The sequence below is a fragment of the Streptomyces sp. BRA346 genome (assembly GCF_052851135.1).
The window spans coordinates 23,070-39,347 of the sequence record NZ_JAIWIH010000018.1 but is presented as its reverse complement, the minus strand read 5'-3'; the positions used below and the strand labels follow the sequence as shown (position 1 = coordinate 39,347).

At 72.0% G+C, this 16,278-nt stretch carries 11 protein-coding genes; 7 read left to right on the top strand and 4 right to left on the bottom strand.

Going from position 1 to position 16,278, the window contains the following annotated elements; genetic code table 11:
* Positions 1 to 216: 216 nt before the first annotated feature.
* Positions 217 to 1,701 carry a M81 family metallopeptidase gene (locus LCH29_RS21380; protein WP_446463352.1) on the bottom strand — a complete coding sequence of 495 codons (1,485 nt, stop codon included), beginning with the start codon at positions 1,699 to 1,701 and terminating at the stop codon, positions 217 to 219.
* Positions 1,702 to 1,786: 85 nt separating this feature from the next.
* Here LCH29_RS21380 and LCH29_RS21375 point away from each other — a divergent pair, with 85 nt between their 5' ends.
* From LCH29_RS21375 to LCH29_RS21365, 3 genes are all read left to right on the top strand, one after another.
* Positions 1,787 to 2,176 (top strand): oligopeptide/dipeptide ABC transporter ATP-binding protein, encoded by a 390-nt coding sequence (locus LCH29_RS21375; RefSeq protein WP_446463351.1) that lies wholly within the window; start codon positions 1,787 to 1,789, stop codon positions 2,174 to 2,176.
* A gap of 37 nt (positions 2,177 to 2,213) precedes the next feature.
* Positions 2,214 to 4,331, top strand: coding sequence for a phosphocholine-specific phospholipase C (locus LCH29_RS21370; protein WP_446463350.1), 2,118 nt, complete (start codon positions 2,214 to 2,216; stop codon positions 4,329 to 4,331).
* A 146-nt stretch (positions 4,332 to 4,477) separates the two neighbouring features.
* Positions 4,478 to 6,715 carry an MMPL family transporter gene (locus LCH29_RS21365; RefSeq protein WP_446463349.1) on the top strand — a complete coding sequence of 746 codons (2,238 nt, stop codon included), beginning with the start codon at positions 4,478 to 4,480 and terminating at the stop codon, positions 6,713 to 6,715.
* A 19-nt stretch (positions 6,716 to 6,734) separates the two neighbouring features.
* Here the strand turns inward: LCH29_RS21365 and LCH29_RS21360 are convergent, their stop codons facing one another.
* The 3 genes from LCH29_RS21360 to LCH29_RS21350 all read right to left on the bottom strand — a co-directional run bounded on the left by LCH29_RS21360 (position 6,735) and on the right by LCH29_RS21350 (position 9,297).
* A complete protein-coding gene (locus LCH29_RS21360; protein ID WP_446463348.1) occupies positions 6,735 to 6,902 on the bottom strand; it encodes a DUF6191 domain-containing protein in 168 nt (55 codons plus the stop codon).
* A 72-nt stretch (positions 6,903 to 6,974) separates the two neighbouring features.
* The gene (locus LCH29_RS21355; RefSeq protein WP_446463347.1) at positions 6,975 to 8,171 is read right to left on the bottom strand and encodes a PQQ-dependent sugar dehydrogenase; all 1,197 of its coding nucleotides are present in this window, start codon (positions 8,169 to 8,171) and stop codon (positions 6,975 to 6,977) included.
* A 127-nt stretch (positions 8,172 to 8,298) separates the two neighbouring features.
* The gene (locus LCH29_RS21350) at positions 8,299 to 9,297 is read right to left on the bottom strand and encodes an aldo/keto reductase (RefSeq protein ID WP_446463346.1); all 999 of its coding nucleotides are present in this window, start codon (positions 9,295 to 9,297) and stop codon (positions 8,299 to 8,301) included.
* A gap of 73 nt (positions 9,298 to 9,370) precedes the next feature.
* Between LCH29_RS21350 and LCH29_RS21345 the strand changes: the two genes are divergently transcribed.
* From LCH29_RS21345 to ilvN, 4 genes are all read left to right on the top strand, one after another.
* Entirely contained in the window at positions 9,371 to 10,375 is a 1,005-nt protein-coding gene (locus tag LCH29_RS21345; protein ID WP_446463345.1) for a 2-hydroxyacid dehydrogenase, read from the top strand.
* Between the two features lie 342 nt (positions 10,376 to 10,717).
* A complete protein-coding gene (locus LCH29_RS21340) occupies positions 10,718 to 13,645 on the top strand; it encodes a putative bifunctional diguanylate cyclase/phosphodiesterase (protein ID WP_446463344.1) in 2,928 nt (975 codons plus the stop codon).
* Between the two features lie 210 nt (positions 13,646 to 13,855).
* Entirely contained in the window at positions 13,856 to 15,715 is a 1,860-nt protein-coding gene (locus tag LCH29_RS21335; protein ID WP_446463343.1) for an acetolactate synthase large subunit, read from the top strand.
* A 35-nt stretch (positions 15,716 to 15,750) separates the two neighbouring features.
* Positions 15,751 to 16,275 carry an acetolactate synthase small subunit gene (gene ilvN / locus LCH29_RS21330; RefSeq protein ID WP_044569623.1) on the top strand — a complete coding sequence of 175 codons (525 nt, stop codon included), beginning with the start codon at positions 15,751 to 15,753 and terminating at the stop codon, positions 16,273 to 16,275.
* The last annotated feature ends 3 nt before the right edge of the window (positions 16,276 to 16,278 follow it).

Sequence of the window (16,278 nt, the reverse complement as noted above, 5' to 3'; positions counted from 1 at the left end):
GTTGCCGGGTGCGGCCCGGTGGCCGGGTTGTGCCCACCCGTTCCTCCCCCAGCTACCGCTGGGAGGTGCCCCCTCCGCGGAACGATGGCCCACAACGGGTCCAATATCCAGCCCCGGCCGGGATATCCCAGCCCCTCCGGCGTTTGAGGAGCGGGGTCCGGGGCGGAGCCCCGGTTTCGGGAAGGGGCGGGGTGGGGAACACAGCCGCCGCAGGCGCTACAGCAGGATCGGCGTCAGGTCCGGTTCCGGCATCTCCGTATCGAACGGGTACAGCGGGCGCACCACCCGCCGATGGCCGAGCCGCAGGAGGTCCTGGTCGACGCCCCCCGGGGTCAGCGCGAGGCGCCAGTCCGCCGCCATCTCGTACAGCTCCGGCTCCAGGTAGCCGATCTTCACCACGACCAGGTCGTACGTCCGCGGATCCAGCTCCCCGAAGTCGGCCAGCCGATGGAACGGCTTCCGCCGACTGGTCAGGATCACGGTCACCCCACCGCACCGCACCGCCGCGAGGTCGCCGCCCACCTCGTCGTCCCGCCGCAAAGAGACCACCTCGCCGACGAGGTCGTACGGGCCGCCGTGCGCCGCGGCACCGCTGAAGTGGCCGCCGACCGCAACCGCGACCGTCGCACCGCGCCCAGCGGCCACGCACCGGGCGACCGCCGCCGGGTCGGTGATGCCGGAGTGGAGGGCGGTGGCACGACCGGCGGCCAGGTCGTCGTGGGCGAGCAGGCGGCGCAGCATGTACGCGAGGTCACCGGCCCCGCCCGCCGTCGGGTTGTCGCCGGAGTCGCTGATGAGGAAGGGGCGGTCGGGCGAGGCGAGGGCGTCGGCGATGCAGGCGTCGGCGCTGCCGGTGGGGCCGACGAAGGCGAAGTCGCGCCGCACCTCCCAGTACTCGCGGGCCAGCGACCGCGCTTGGTCGACGACGAGCGCGGGGTCGTCGCCGGTGACGACCACGGTGGCCCGGCAGCGCGGTTCGTCGGCCCAGGCGTAGCCGACCCAGATGGCCGCGTCCACGACGCCGTCCAGCGCCTCGACGGCGGCCAGCCGCCCGTAGAGCGAGGTGGCGGGCTCCAGCCGGGTGCTGGTCTTCTCGCCGGGCAGCAGCACCGGGATCTGCACCCAGGCCACGTGGGGGCGGCCCTTGCCGGAGACGAGGCGTTCGACGAGTTTGCGGGCGGCGCGTTCGCGCGTCTCCCACGCGTCCTCGTGCGGGGCGAGCCGGTGCGCGGTGAGCAGGTCGAGGCGGTCGGCGAAGCGGCGTGAGACGTTGCCGTGCAGATCCATGGCGGCGGAGATCATCGCGTCGGGCCCGATGGCCTCCCGTACGGCGTCGGTGAGGTCGCCCTCGGCGTCCTCCAGGCCGACGACGCTCATCGCGCCGTGGATGTCGTACACCAGCCCGTCGAGGGGACCGGCCGCGCGGATGCGGTCGGTGAGTTCGGCCTTGATACGGGCGTACGTGGCGGGGTCGACGGGCCCGCCGGGGAGCGAGACGGCATGCACCAGCGGCACCCATTCGACGAGGTCGGCGAGGTCGCCGTCCGGACGGGTCCAGCCGTAGCGGGCCAGCAGCTCGTCGCCGCGGGTGACCCGGAAGTCGTCGTAGGCGGCGCGGTGCGGGCTGAAGGTGCTGGACTCGATGTGCATGCCGCCGATACCGATCCGCAGGCGACGGCCTCGGGAGGTGGTGGGTGCCATGCTGCCTCGCTTCCGGTCGGTCCGCGCTCACCCTATGCGGTGGCATGCGTTGGCCGAATGAAGACGCTGTCACAGCGGGCCTTTGGTGGTTAACATCCGTGGGTTCCCGTACGTGTTCGCCTCGCCCCTCCACCCGTACACCCGTGGCCTGCTGGACACGGCGGACCATGTCGATCCGGGCGACGGCGCGGGCGTACGGCCTTCGGTGGCGCCGCTCGGCGGGGAGACGCCGTCCGCCGCCGACCCGCCCTCCGGCTGCCGGTTCTGCACCCGCTGCCCGCAGGCCCGGGACCTCTGCGCGCGAGGAGCCGATGCCCGCCGAACCGGCCGCGCCGGGGCACGCGGTGGCCTGCCATTTTCCGCTGGGCCCGGCTGCGCGCTGATCCCGCTTTGCTCTGATCCCGGCCGACCTCCGAGCCGGGCTGCCATGCCGCCGTCACGCCGCGGATGTTCACCGGCCACCTGCCCTTGTTAGCTTCCCGGGCGGACGCACACGGACAGGGGAGGCACAGGTGGCATCGGACATCGCACGCCGGAGGCTGGTCGCACTCGGTGCCGGGGCGACGGGCGCGGCCGCGGCGGGGTCGCTGCTGCCGCCGTCGCTCCAGGCCGCCCTCGCCGCGTACCCGACCCCGCCGCCCGGCGGTCTCGACGCCATCGAGCACGTGGTCCTGCTGATGCAGGAGAACCGTTCCTTCGATCACTACTTCGGCACGCTCCGGGGCGTCCGCGGCTATGCCGACCCGGGCGCCGTCACCCTGCCCGGCGGGCAGAGCGTCTTCGCACAGCCGAAGCCGGGCGGCGGCCACGTCCTGCCGTTCGGGGCGCGCGAGGCGGCCGAGGCGCAGCGCGAGGACCTGCGGTTCGTGGGCCAGCTCGACCACTCGTGGGACGGCGGCGCGAAGGCGTGGCACGGCGGCTGGATGGACAACTGGATCGCCGCCAAGTCCCCGGCCACCATGGTCCACTTCGACCGCGCGGACATCCCGTTCCACTACGAGCTGGCGGACACGTTCACCATCTGCGACGCGTACCACTCCGCCATCCACTCCTCCACCAGCCCCAACCGGAACTACTGGGTCAGCGGCACCACCGGCTACGAGCCCGGACCGGGCGGTGGGCGCGCGGTCGGCAACGAGGCGTACGAGGAGGACACCCACCCCGGCTACGACTGGACCACCACCCCCGAGGTGCTGGAGCGGGCCGGGGTGAGCTGGAAGGTCTACCAGGAGTGGGACAACTTCCAGGACAACAACATCGAGTTCTACCGGCCGTTCAAGGCCGTGGCCCGCAAGGCGCTGGCCAGGCTGGGCTTCACCAGCACGAACGCGTTCTACACCAAGGTGCGGGAAGCGTCCGGCGCGGAGCGGCGACGGCTCCTCGACGGGCTGGAAGCGGGCCTGGAGCAGCTGACGGACGACGAACGGCGGCTGTTCGAGCGGGGCTTGCGCCGGGCCCCGGAGGGCGGCTTCGAGGAGGCGTTCCGCGCCGACGTGGCGGCCGGGCGGCTGCCCGCGGTGTCGTACCTGGTGCCCTCCCCCCTGGACTCCGAGCACCCCGATGTCTCCACCCCCGCGCACAGCGCCACCGTGACGTACGCGGTGCTGGACGCGCTCGCCGCCCACCCCGAGGTGTGGCGCAAGACCGCGGTCTTCCTCACCTACGACGAGAACGACGGCTTCTTCGACCACGTGGTGCCGCCCAACCCGCCCGCCGACGTGGCCGAGGAGTGGTGGCAGGGACGGCCGCTGGGCCTGGGGATGCGGGTGCCGATGCTGGTGATCTCGCCCTGGACGGTCGGCGGCTATGTCTGCTCCGAGCTGTTCGACCACACCTCTGCCAACCGCTTCCTGGAGAAGTGGCTGGGCATTGAGGTGCCGAACATCTCCGCGTGGCGTCGGACCGTGTGCGGCGATCTGACCGGCGCCTTCGCCTTCGGCAGTGCCGCCGCCCCGCAGCCCCTGCGCCACCCGGGGCCGCCCCCGGCGGACCGCGAGCACTGGACGCCGCGGCCGCCCGCCGACCAGCGGATGCCGCGGCAGGAGGAGGGCCGGCGCCCGGCCCGCCCGCTGCCGTATCAGCCGGAGGTGTCCGGCGTGTTCGAGCCGCGGGCGGGGGTGATGCGGCTGGCGCTCGCCAACGCCGGGGTGCGCAGCGCGCACGCCATCCTCTTCCCGTACGCGGGCGAGTACGAGGCGCCCCAGCACCGCGACCTGGCGCCCGGCACCCTGTCCACCTGGGACGTTCCGGTGCGGGACGGGGCGTATGACTTCGTCGTCACCGGGCCGAACGGCTTCCGCCGCGCGTTCCGGGGCACGGCCGACGGCGCCGCGGCCGGGCTGCGGGTGCGCGGCGGCATCGACGGCCGCCGTCGGCAGCTGACGCTCGCCATCACCAACAAGGGGGAGCGCACGATCGAGGTCACCGTGCGCCCGCGCGCCTATGTGGCGGACGCGGACGCGCGGCAGCTGAGGGTGAGCGTGCGGGCGGGCTCGACGAAGGCCGTGGAGTTCTCGGCGAAGGAGGGCCGCGGCTGGTACGACCTGGTGCTGTCGGCCGAGGGCGACGCCTCCTTCCACCGCCGCCTGACCGGGCACATCGAGAACGGGCGCCCCTCGGTCAGCGGCTGAGCGGGTCTGAACCGACGGTGATCGGAGGCAGTCACTCCGGATGTGGTGAAGCCCACAAAGGGGACAAAGGATCTTTTCCGGCTGGCACAGTGCTTTGGTCACAAGCACATCACGCCGCACTTGGTGCACAGACCGGAAAGCAGGCCATGGCCGCACTCGCACGATGGTGTATCAGACGCAGCGCCGTCGTGATCGTGCTGTGGCTGGCCGCCTTCGCGGGGGTCGCGACCGCGGCGGCCGTGGCCGGATCCGCGTACTCCAACGACTACGACATCCCCGGCACCGAATCCTCCACGGTCTCGCACCTGCTGGAGCAGCGGTTCCCGGACCGGGCCGGGGACACCGACACCATCGTGTGGCACACCGCCGACCGGACCGGAAGCGTGCGCTCCGCGGACGTCGAGCGGCGGATGACGGCGGCGCTGGGGCGCGTCGCCGACCTGCCCGGCGTCGTCTCCGTCACCGGTCCGTACGGCACCGACGACACCAGCCGCATCAGCGCCGACCAGCACACCGCCTACGCCACCGTCGTCTTCCGCGAACCCGCCGCCGACCTGGGCAAGGACGAGGTGCGCCGGGTCCTGGACACCGCGCGCTCGGCCGCCGTGCCCGGGCTGGAGATCGAGATGGGCGGCGCGGGCGCCGGGCTCACCGAGACGGCCGGGCCCGCCCATCTCAGCGAGGCCATCGGCGTCGCCGTGGCCGCCGTCGTCCTCTTCCTCGCCTTCGGCTCGCTCGCGGCGACCCTGCTGCCGATCGCCACCGCGCTCGTCGGCGTCGGCACCGCGTACGCGGCGATCGGGCTGCTCGGCCACGCCATGAACGTCGCCGACTTCGCGCCCATGCTCGGCATGCTGATCGGGCTCGGCGTCGGCATCGACTACGCCCTGTTCATCGTCACCCGGCACCGCCGGGGGCTGCGGCAGGGGCTGCCGGTCGCCGAGGCCGCACAGCGCGCGGTGACCACCTCGGGCCGCGCGGTGATCTTCGCGGGCGCGACCGTGTGCCTGGCCCTGCTCGGCATGCTGGTGCTGCGGCTGAGCTTCCTGAACGGCGTCGCGGTCGCCGCCGCGCTGACCGTCGCGCTCACCGTCGCCGCCTCCATCACCCTGCTGCCCGCGCTGCTCGGGCTGATGGGGATGCGGGCCCTCAGCCGCCGCGAACGCCGACGGCTGGCCGAGGACGGGCCGCGGACCAGTACGGCGCCCGGCCTCGCCACCCGCTGGGCGTCCTTCGTGGAACGCCACCCCAAGGTGCTGGGCGGGGTCGCCGTCGCCGTCATGCTGGCCCTCGCCCTGCCCACCCTCTCGCTCCGGCTCGGCACCTCCGACCAGGGCAACAACCCCGAGACCTCGACCACCCGGCAGGCGTACGACCTGCTCGCCGAGGGGTTCGGGCCCGGCTTCAACGGACCGCTGACGCTCATCGGCAGCATCGACGGCGCCGAGGACCGGATGGCCTTCACCCGGCTGACCACCACCCTGCGCACCACCGAGGGCGTTGCCTCGGTGAGCGCCGCGGACCTCGGCGGCAGGGGCGACACCGGCGTGATCACGGTCGTGCCCACCACCGCCCCGCAGTCGCCCGACACCTCGGGACTCGTCGAGCGCCTGCGCACCGACGTCCTGCCGAAGGCCGGGGCGGGCACCTCGCTGCGGGTGTACGTCGGCGGGCTGACCGCGGGCTACGACGACTTCGCGGCGGTGATCGTCTCCAAGCTGCCGCTGTTCGTGGGAGTGGTGGTGGCGCTGGGATGTGTGCTGTTGCTGCTCGCGTTCCGCAGCATCGGTATCCCGGTCAAGGCGGCGGTCATGAATGTGGCCGCCGTCGCCGCTTCCTTCGGCGTCGTGGTCGCGGTCTTCCAGTGGGGCTGGGGGAGCGAGCCGCTGGGGCTCGGCAGGGCGGGCCCGATCGAGCCCTTCCTGCCGGTGATCATGGTGTCGGTGCTCTTCGGGCTCTCCATGGACTATCAGGTGTTCCTGGTCAGCCGGATGTACGAGGAGTGGCAGCACACCCGCGACAACCGGGTCGCGGTCCGAGTGGGCCTCGCCGAGACCAGCCGGGTCATCAACTCCGCGGCCGTCATCATGATCGCCGTCTTCTCGGCGTTCGTGCTCAGCGGCGACCGGATCATCGCCATGTTCGGTATCGGGCTGGCGGCCGCGGTCGCCCTGGACGCCTTCGTCCTCCGCACGCTGCTGGTGCCCGCCCTGATGCATCTGCTCGGCGGCGCCAACTGGTGGCTGCCGGGCTGGCTGGAGCGGATGCTGCCGCGCATCAGCATCGAGGCGCCGGATCCGGATCCGGACCCGGATCAGCGGCCGCTGCCCGTGCCCAGGCCGCGCGCGCCCGAGGAGGACACGGCCCGCACGCCCGTGCCGTAAGGCGCGCCCTCCGGGATCGTCAGCCCTCGCGGGGGCGGATCACCACGTGGCCGGAGTCGAGGTCTATCGGCCCCTTCCACGGGGGGTCGCCGTCGCCGACGTCCTCCAGCGTGAACTCCAGCCGGTTGCGCTCCTCTTCGGTGTGCTTGCGACCGGGCGCGAACAACTCCTCGATGAGGTTGAACATGGCGACCCCCGTAGGTGTGGGACTGGGGCCAGTGTAAGCAGACCGCCCGAAAAGGGGCCGGACCCGCCCGCGTCAGCTGATGTCCAGCCGCAGGATCCGGTCATCGTCCTTGCCCGGGTCACCCCGCCCGTCCGTATTGCTCGTGACCAACCACAGCCCCCCGTCGTCCGTGGCGACCACGGTGCGCAGCCGCCCGTACTTCCCGGTGAAGAACGCCTGTGGCTCGGCCACCGGCTTGGTGCCCCGCAGCGGAATCCGCCACAGCCGCTCACCGCGCAGCCCCGCCATCCAGAGGGAGCCCTTGGCGAACGCGATGCCGCTCGGCGAAGCGTCCTCGGGCTTCCACTGCTCGACCGGATCGACGAACCCCTTCTTCCCGGCCTTGCCCTCCGCCTCCGGCCAGCCGTAGTTCTTGCCCGGTTGGATCAGATTCAGCTCGTCCCAGGTGTCCTGGCCGAATTCCGATGCCCACAGCCGCTTCCGGGCGTCCCAGGCCAGCCCCTGCACATTGCGGTGGCCGTAGGAGTAGACGACCGAATCGGCCGACGGATTGCCGTGCGCCGGTTCACCGTCCGGGGTCATCCGCAGGATCTTGCCGCCGAACGAGTCCTTGTCCTGGGCGAGCCCCCGCTCACCGCTCTCGCCCGTGCCCGCGTAGAGCATCTTGTCGGGGCCGAAGGCGATCCGGCCCCCGTTGTGGATCGCGCCCTTGGGGATGCCCTTGAAGATCGTGTCCGGGGCGCCCAGCTGATCGCCCGAGGGGCGCTTGTCGTCGTACACCATCCGCACGATGCGGTTGTCCGAGTCGGTGGTGAAGTACGCGTACACCATGTGGTCCGTGCCGAAGTCGGAGGAGACCGCCAGCCCCAGCAGACCGCCCTCGCCCGCGGGGGAGACGCCGGGCACGGACCCCAGCTCGGTCTGCTTCCCGCTGTCCGCCGCGATCTTGAAGATCCTCCCGGTGTCCCGGGAGGACACCAGCAGGTCCCCACCCGGCAGCGGGGCCACCCCCCAGGGCGATTTCAGGTTGGTGGTGAGCAGACTCGCCACCTTGGCCGACCCCTTCTTCGGCGCGGCCGACTCGCTGCCCGAGGGCGCCGCCGACGACGGGGAGCCGCCCGTGGACCCCTCCTTCCCGGGCGCGGGCGAACTCGACCGCTCGAAGGGGGACCGACCGTCGCCGGTCGAGCAGCCGGTGAGCAGCAGCAGGGCGGCGGTGGCGGCGAGGGCGGGGGCGGCGAGGGCGGGAGTGATGCGAGGACGTCGCACGGTCGGGTTCCTCTCGGTGGGGCACGTGTGCCGCGGCACGGCACTGATTCTTATACACCGCGGCTCCGCGGCGGGTTCCCTTCCCGGATCCGGAGCCCACGTGCCCCAAAACACCACCTGGGCCCCTTCAGTCCCACGACCCCCGGGCGGGCGGCAGCGTCGCGATCTCGGCCAGGTCCTCGGCCGTCAGCATCACCTCCGCCGCCGCGGCGTTCTCCGCCGCCCAGTCCTCCCGCTTGGTCCCCGGCACCGGCACCACGTGCGGCCCCTGGGCCAGCAGCCACGCCAGCGCCACCTGAGCCGCCGTCACCGACTCCCCGTGCCGCCGCGCCACCCGCCGCAGCCCGGCCACGATGGGCTGGTTCGCCGCCATCATCTCCGCCGTGAAGCGCGGGTGCCGGGCCCGCATGTCCTCCGGCTCGAACCCCTGCCCCGGCGTCAGCGTCCCGCTCAGGAAGCCGTTGCCCAGCGGCATCGCCGCCAGGAAGCCCACCCCGCGCGAGGCACACCACGGCACCAGCGCCTCCAGCGCCTCGGGTGACCACACCGACAGCTCCGCCTGCACACAGCTCACCGGGAAGACCTGCTGCACCCGCTCCAGCTGGCGCACCGTCGCGTCGTGCATCCGGGCCCCGGCCCGCCGCTGGGCCCGCGCCCCCACCGCGCACAGCCCCAGCGCCCGTACCTTTCCCGCCGCGACCAGCTCCGCCATCGCGCCCCAGGTCTCCTCTATCGGAACCTCGGGGTCGGCCCGGTGCAGCTGGTAGAGATCGATCACATCGGTCTGGAGCCGCCGCAGCGAGGCGTCGCACGCCCGCTTCACATAGCCGGGCCGCCCGTTGGCCACGATGTGCTGCTCACCGACCAGCAGTCCGCACTTGGTGGACACGAAGGCGTCCGCGCGCCGCTCCTTGAGCGCCCGGCCCACCAGCAGTTCATTGGTGAAGGGCCCGTACATGTCGGCGGTGTCGAGCAGGTTCGCGCCCAGGTCGAGCGCGGTGTGCACGGCGCGCAGCGAGTGCTCGCCGTTGCGCTGCGAAGCGGTGTACGCCCAGCTCATGGGCATGCATCCAAGGCCGATCGCACCCACTTCGAGCGCCGCCGCTCCGATTGTCCTGCGCTCCACCTGGACTGACCCCTCCCGTTTCTCGCACCAAACTAACCTCTGCGGAGAGCCTCACTTCGCATAGCCTCCTGGCATGAGTGCAGATGACAGCGATACGTTCCGGCACCACGATTCGTCTCATGCCACGCCCGGAGACTCGGCCCGCCCCCTCGCCTGGCTGCCCATCGCGCCGGACGAGATCGAGGGCCTGCCCGAGAACCTGGAGTACGCCCACTGGGACGGCGGCCCCGACTACCCCACGGACCCCGCACGCGTCGCCTTCTACTGCGCGCCGTACATGAAGAGCCCCGAGGTGCTGGCCCGTCCGCTGGAGGCCATGACGGGCCTGCGGGTGATCCAGACGCTCACCGCGGGCATAGACAGCCTGCTGCCCGCCATGTCACGTGTTGTCCCCGATGTGCAGCTGTGCAACGCCCGCGGGCTGCACAACGCGAGCACCGCCGAGCTGGCCCTGACCCTGATCCTCGCCTCGCTGCGCGACATCCCCACCTTCGTCCGCGCCCAGGACGCCGGGGAGTGGACCCCAGGATTCCGTCCGGCGCTCGCCGACAAGTCCGTTCTGATCGTCGGGTACGGCTCGATCGGCAGCGCGATCGAGGACCGGCTCGAACCCTTCGAGTGCGAGCGGGTGGCGCGCGTCGCACGCTCCCCGCGTACGACCGAGCGCGGTCCGGTGCACCCGATCGACGCCTTGCCTCAACTGCTTCCGGACGCCGACGTCGTTGTCCTGGTGACCCCGCTGACCGACCGGACCCGGGGGCTGGTCGGAGCGGACTTCCTGGCGAAGATGAAGGACGGAGCGCTGTTGGTGAACGTCGCACGGGGCGCGGTGGTGGACACCAAGGCGCTCCTCACCGAGGTGGAGAGCGGCCGGCTGCGGGCCGCGCTGGATGTGACCGACCCCGAACCACTGCCCGCCGGGCATCCGCTGTGGCACGCTCCAGGAGTGCTCATCACCCCGCACGTGGGCGGTCCCTCGTCGGCCTTCCTGCCCCGCGCCAAGCGGCTGTTGCGCGACCAGCTGCACCGGTTCGCCGCGGGCGAGCCGCTGGAACATCTCATGATGACCACGGGGTAGACGAGGGGGCAACATGCCCCTGGCAGTACATACAGGCATCGATTGACTGCACTCCGTATATACAACGCCGTAGTCGATTACGGTGAGTAGATGGTCTATGTCCCTGAGTGACCAGTCTGGTGTATCGTCCCGAGCGGGGGCTGCGCCAATGACCTGACGGCGTCAGCGATGGACCGGAACTCGAGGGGGGCGACGGGCGATGTATGGCCAATGGACCAACGACCCGACGCAGCTCAGGCGTCGACCGCGACTTTTCCGCGCAGCCGCGCGGCTCTCGATGACGAAGCTCATGGGGATACGGCTCGCCGAGCCGCGCCCCTTCGTGCGACGGGCGGCAGTGCGGTGAGCGCCACTGGAGCGGTGCTCGCCCGCCCGGCGGTCTCCGGCGGCGCCCGGCTGCTGCCGCAGGTCGTCCTGGCCCTGGTCTGCGGTGGATACGCGGTGGGCGCGGTGCTCGGCTGGGGATCGTCCGAACTCGCCGTCTTCATGGGCGACTTCGGCCTCGCCGCGGCCGCCCTCGCCGCCGCCGCGTCCTGTCTGTGGCACGGGCGCCGAAACTCCGGGCGGATGCGCCCGGCCTGGCTGCTGTTCGCGGCCTCGTCCGCCATGACCGCGCTGGGCAACGGCGCCTGGGGCTGGTACGAGGTGGTGCTGGGCCGTCCCGTGCCCACCCCCTCGTTCGCCGACGTCTGCTTCCTCCTCTTCGCGCCGCCCGCGATCGTGGGGATGCTGGTGCTCGCCAAGCGCCCGGAGAACCGGGCCGGGTGGATCTGCCTGGGGCTGGACGCCTGGCTGATCGCCGGATCCCTGATGACCCTGTCCTGGAGTCTCGCGCTCGCCCACACCGGGCCGTTCGGCGGGGACGCCGGGAGCGTGGCCCGCAGGGCCTTCTCGCTCGCCTATCCGCTGCTGGACATCGTGCTGGTCAGCATGGTGATCGTGCTGCACTTCCGGCGCTCGTCGTCGGCCAGCCGACCGGCGGTCAACACCGCGATCGGCGCGTTCGCCCTGACCGTGCTGTGCGACGCGCTGTTCACCTCGCCGCTGCTGCACGACCACTACCGCTCCGGCCAGATCCTGGACGCGGGCTGGTTCGCCGGGTCGATGTTGCTGGCGTACGCGCCCTGGGTGGCCCGGCGGGACGCCGCCGAGACCCCGCCGCCCGCGGCGCGCCGCCCCGAGGGGCGGAGCCGTCCCACCGCGGGTGCCTTCGCCGCCCTGGCGCCGTATCTCGCCGCGGCCGTCTGCACCCTGGGCATCCTGTTCAACGTGATGGACGGCCGCCCGGTCGACGGGGTGGTGCTCTTCACCGCCTGCGCGGTCGTGCTCGCCCTCCTCGTCCGGCAGGCGATCATGCTGATGGACAACATCGCGCTCACCCAGGAGCTGGCGCAGGCGGAGAACCACTTCCGCTCCCTGGTGCAGAGCTCCAGCGATGTGATCATGATCGCCGCGCCCACCGGCATCCTGCGGTACGTCAGCCCGGCCGCCTCCGGCGTCTACGGGCGGGACGCGGGCGAGCTGGAGGGCTCGGAACTGGCCTCGCTCATCCACCCCGAGGACCTGGGCCCGGTGGTCCACGAGGTGCGCCGGTTCCTGGCCGCGTCGCCGTGCGAGGAGCCCACCACCCGTATCGAGTGCCGCTTCCGCTCCGGCTCCGGCGACTGGCTCAACGTGGAGTCGACGGTCAACCGCCACCACGGCGGCCTGATCTTCAACAGCCGGGATGTCACCGAGCGGGTGCGGCTCCAAGCCCAGCTCCAGCACAGCGCCGAGCACGACCCGCTCACCGACCTGCCCAACCGCGCCCTGTTCACCAAGCGGGTCCGGCACGCGGTCGGCGGGCGCCGCCGCACCGACGCGGGCACCGCCGTGCTCTTCATCGACCTCGACGGCTTCAAGGCCGTCAACGACACCGTCGGCCACCAGGCGGGCGACGAGCTGCTGGTCCAGGCCGCCCGCCGGCTCCAGGAGTCCGTGCGGTCCGGTTCCGGCGACTGCGCCGCCCGGCTCGGGGGCGACGAGTTCGCCGCCCTCATCGTGGGCGACGGCGCGGATGACACCAGCACCCGCGAATGCCGCATCCTGGAGATCGCCGACCGGCTGCGGGCCCGGCTCTCCCAGCCCTACCGGGTGGAGGGCGGCACCGAGGTGCGGGTTGCCGCCAGCATCGGCGTCGCCTTCGCCGAGCCCGGCACCAGCCCCGGCGCCCTGATGCGCAACGCCGACCTGGCCATGTACCGGGCCAAGGCCGCCGGGAAGAACCGGGTCGAGCTGTACGCCCCGCAGATGCAGGCCGAGGTGGCGCGCCGCGCCCAAGTCCAGACGCGGCTGCGCGCCGCCCTGCACGACGGCGAGTTCGTGCTGCTGCACCAGCCCGTCGTGGAGCTGGCGACCGGCCGGATCACCGCCGTCGCGGCGCAGCCCCGCTGGCGCTCGGCCCAGGGCATCCTGTTCACCCCGGCCGAGTTCCTGAGGGTCGCCGACAACAACGGGCGCGGCGGCGACCACGGCCGCGCCGGTGAGGAAGGCGCCCGCACCGCCGAGCTGACCCGCTGGACGCTGGAGGCCGCCGTCGAACAGGCCGCCCAGCGCCGCCGCGACGGCCATGTGCTCCCCGTCTGCGTACGGCTGCCCGCCGGGCGGCTGGTCGACAAGTCGATGCCGCCCAAGGCCGTCGAAACCCTGCTCGCCCGGCACGGCCTGCCGTCCGGTGCGCTGATCCTGGAGCTGACCGACAGCGACCCCCGGGTGCCGCTGGACGAGCTGGAGCACCGCCTCGGCGCGCTGCGCCGACTGGGGGTGCGGATCGCCCTCGACGGGTTCGGCAGCGGCTATGCCGCGATCCGGGCGCTGCGCAGGCTCCCCATCGATGTGCTCAAGCTGGACCAGGGGCTGGTCGAGGGGGTGGTGGAGTCGTCCCGGCTGCACAAGATCACCTCAGGGCTGCTGAGGATCGGCGGCGACCTCGGGATGCAGTCCATCGCGGAGGGCGTGGACCTGCCCGAGCAGCTGGTGACCCTGCGCGGCATGGGGTGCACCCACGCCCAGGGCATGGCCTTCAGCGGGCCGCTGGACGAGCACCGGCTGCGCCGGGCGCTGACCCGCGGCAGCTATCCGGTACCGCGCTCGGACGCTCCGGTGCTGGTCGGAGGCGGGCTGCCGGTGCGCCACGGCGGTTACGGCGGGCATGGGCCCCGCCGCCCGGAGGCGGCGCACACCCACCCACCGACCCGCTCAAATACTGAGACTCCTGTCCCACCCACTTGACACCTGATACGCGCGGGGGGGAGGGTCGGAGCCATGCGCACCCGAATTCTCGTACTTGGACAGCGCGTCGGCTGAGCAGGCTCATGTTGAAGACCTGCGGACCCTCTCCGGCGCGCTCCCCTCGCTTGCCTCACGGCACGAGGGGTTTTTTGTTGCACTGACGCCTGTGCACCGCCTTCCTCCCCGCATCACACCTCATTCGAGAAGAGAATGCCGATGACCGAGCAGGCCTCCGGGGCCCATCATCCCCAGCCGCGGGCCCGTAACGGCGGACCGCAGTCCGCCACCGTCGAGCACGTCACGGGCGCGCAGTCCCTCATCCGCTCGCTCGAGGAGGTGGGCGCCGACACCGTCTTCGGAATTCCCGGCGGTGCGATCCTCCCCGCGTACGACCCGATGATGGACTCCTCGAAGGTCAAGCACGTACTCGTCCGCCACGAGCAGGGTGCGGGCCACGCCGCCACCGGTTACGCCCAGGCCACCGGCAAGGTCGGCGTCTGCATGGCGACCTCAGGACCCGGCGCCACCAACCTGGTCACCCCGATCGCCGACGCCCACATGGACTCGGTGCCGATCGTCGCGATCACCGGCCAGGTGGCCTCCAAGGCGATCGGCACGGACGCCTTCCAGGAGGCGGACATCTGCGGCATCACGATGCCGATCACCAAGCACAACTTCCTGGTCACCAAGGCCGAGGACATCCCGCGCACGATCGCCGAGGCGTTCCACATCGCCGCCACCGGCCGCCCCGGCCCGGTCCTGGTCGACATCGCCAAGGACGCGCTCCAGGCGAAGACCACCTTCTCCTGGCCGCCGCAGACCGACCTGCCCGGCTACCGCCCGGTGACCAAGCCGCACGCCAAGCAGATCCGCGAGGCCGCCCGCCTGATCAGCCAGGCCGAGCGCCCGGTGCTGTACGTGGGCGGCGGCGTCCTCAAGGCGCACGCCACCGCCGAGCTGCGGGTGCTGGCCGAGCTGACCGGGGCGCCGGTCACCACCACCCTGATGGGGCTCGGGGCCTTCCCCGACAGCCACCCCCTCCACCTCGGCATGCCGGGCATGCACGGCACCGTCGCCGCCGTCACCAGCCTCCAGAAGGCGGACCTGATCGTGGCGCTCGGCGCGCGCTTCGACGACCGGGTCACCGGCAAGCTCGATTCGTTCGCCCCGTTCGCCAAGATCGTGCACGCGGACATCGACCCGGCGGAGATCGGCAAGAACCGCGCCGCCGACGTGCCGATCGTCGGTGACGCCCGCGAGGTCATCGCGGATCTGGTCGTCGCGGTCCAGGCCGAGCACGACGCGGGCCACACCGGCGACTACACCGGCTGGTGGGAGGACCTGAACCGGTGGCGCGAGACCTACCCGCTCGGCTATGACCTGCCCGAGGACGGCAGCCTGTCGCCGCAGCAGGTCATCCAGCGGATCGGCGAGCTGGCCCCGGAGGGCACGGTCTTCGCCGCGGGCGTCGGCCAGCACCAGATGTGGGCCGCCCACTTCATCCAGTACGAGAAGCCCGCGACCTGGCTGAACTCCGGCGGCGCCGGGACCATGGGCTACGCCGTCCCGGCGGCCATGGGCGCCAAGGCCGGTGCGGAGGACCGCACGGTCTGGGCGATCGACGGGGACGGCTGCTTCCAGATGACCAACCAGGAGCTGGTCACCTGCGCGCTGAACAACATCCCGATCAAGGTCGCGATCATCAACAACGGCGCGCTGGGCATGGTCCGCCAGTGGCAGACCCTGTTCTACAACCAGCGCTACTCCAACACCGTGCTGCACTCCGGCCCGGGGGCGGACACCGCCCAGCCGAGCGCGGGCACCAGGGTCCCGGACTTCGTGAAGCTCGCCGAGGCCATGGGCTGCATCGGCATCCGCTGCGAGGACCCGGCCGACCTCGACGCCGTGATCGAGAAGGCCAACGCGATCAACGACCGGCCGGTGGTCGTGGACTTCATCGTCCACGAGGACGCCATGGTCTGGCCGATGGTCGCGGCCGGCACCTCCAACGACGAGATCCTGGCGGCGCGCGACACCCGCCCGGACTTCGGCGACAGCGAAGACGACTGAGGCCCGGGGCCGAGAGAAGAAGAGAGACGCACCGCATGTCCAAGCACACGCTCTCCGTCCTGGTGGAGAACACCCCCGGCATCCTCGCCCGGATCGCCGCCCTGTTCTCCCGCCGCGGCTTCAACATCGACTCGCTCGCCGTGGGCGTCACCGAGCACCCCGACATCTCCCGCATCACCATCGTGGTCAATGTCGAGGAGCTCCCGCTGGAGCAGGTCACCAAGCAGCTCAACAAGCTCGTCAACGTCCTGAAGATCGTGGAGCTGGAGGACGGCTCGGCCATTCAGCGGGAACTCGTTCTCGTGAAGGTCCGCGCCGACAACGAGACCCGCTCCCAGATCGTCGAGATCGTCCAGCTGTTCCGCGCCAAGACCGTGGACGTCTCCCCGGAGGCCGTGACCATCGAGGCCACCGGCAGCAGCGACAAGCTCGAGGCCATGCTCAAGATGCTGGAACCGTACGGCATCAAGGAGCTGGTGCAGTCCGGCACGATCGCCATAGGGCGCGGCGCCCGCTCCATCACCGACCGGAGCCTGCGCGCGCTCGACCGGTCCGCCTGACGA

Bases quoted from the DNA above. Each gene is read 5' to 3' on its own strand.
- LCH29_RS21380 (WP_446463352.1), bottom strand. From the start codon at position 1,701: ATGGCACCCACCACCTCCCGAGGCCGTCGCCTGCGGATCGGTATCGGC.
- LCH29_RS21365 (WP_446463349.1), top strand. From the start codon at position 4,478: ATGGCCGCACTCGCACGATGGTGTATCAGACGCAGCGCCGTCGTGATC.
- LCH29_RS21360 (WP_446463348.1), bottom strand. From the start codon at position 6,902: ATGTTCAACCTCATCGAGGAGTTGTTCGCGCCCGGTCGCAAGCACACC.
- LCH29_RS21345 (WP_446463345.1), top strand. From the start codon at position 9,371: ATGAGTGCAGATGACAGCGATACGTTCCGGCACCACGATTCGTCTCAT.
- LCH29_RS21335 (WP_446463343.1), top strand. From the start codon at position 13,856: ATGCCGATGACCGAGCAGGCCTCCGGGGCCCATCATCCCCAGCCGCGG.
- ilvN (WP_044569623.1), top strand. From the start codon at position 15,751: ATGTCCAAGCACACGCTCTCCGTCCTGGTGGAGAACACCCCCGGCATC.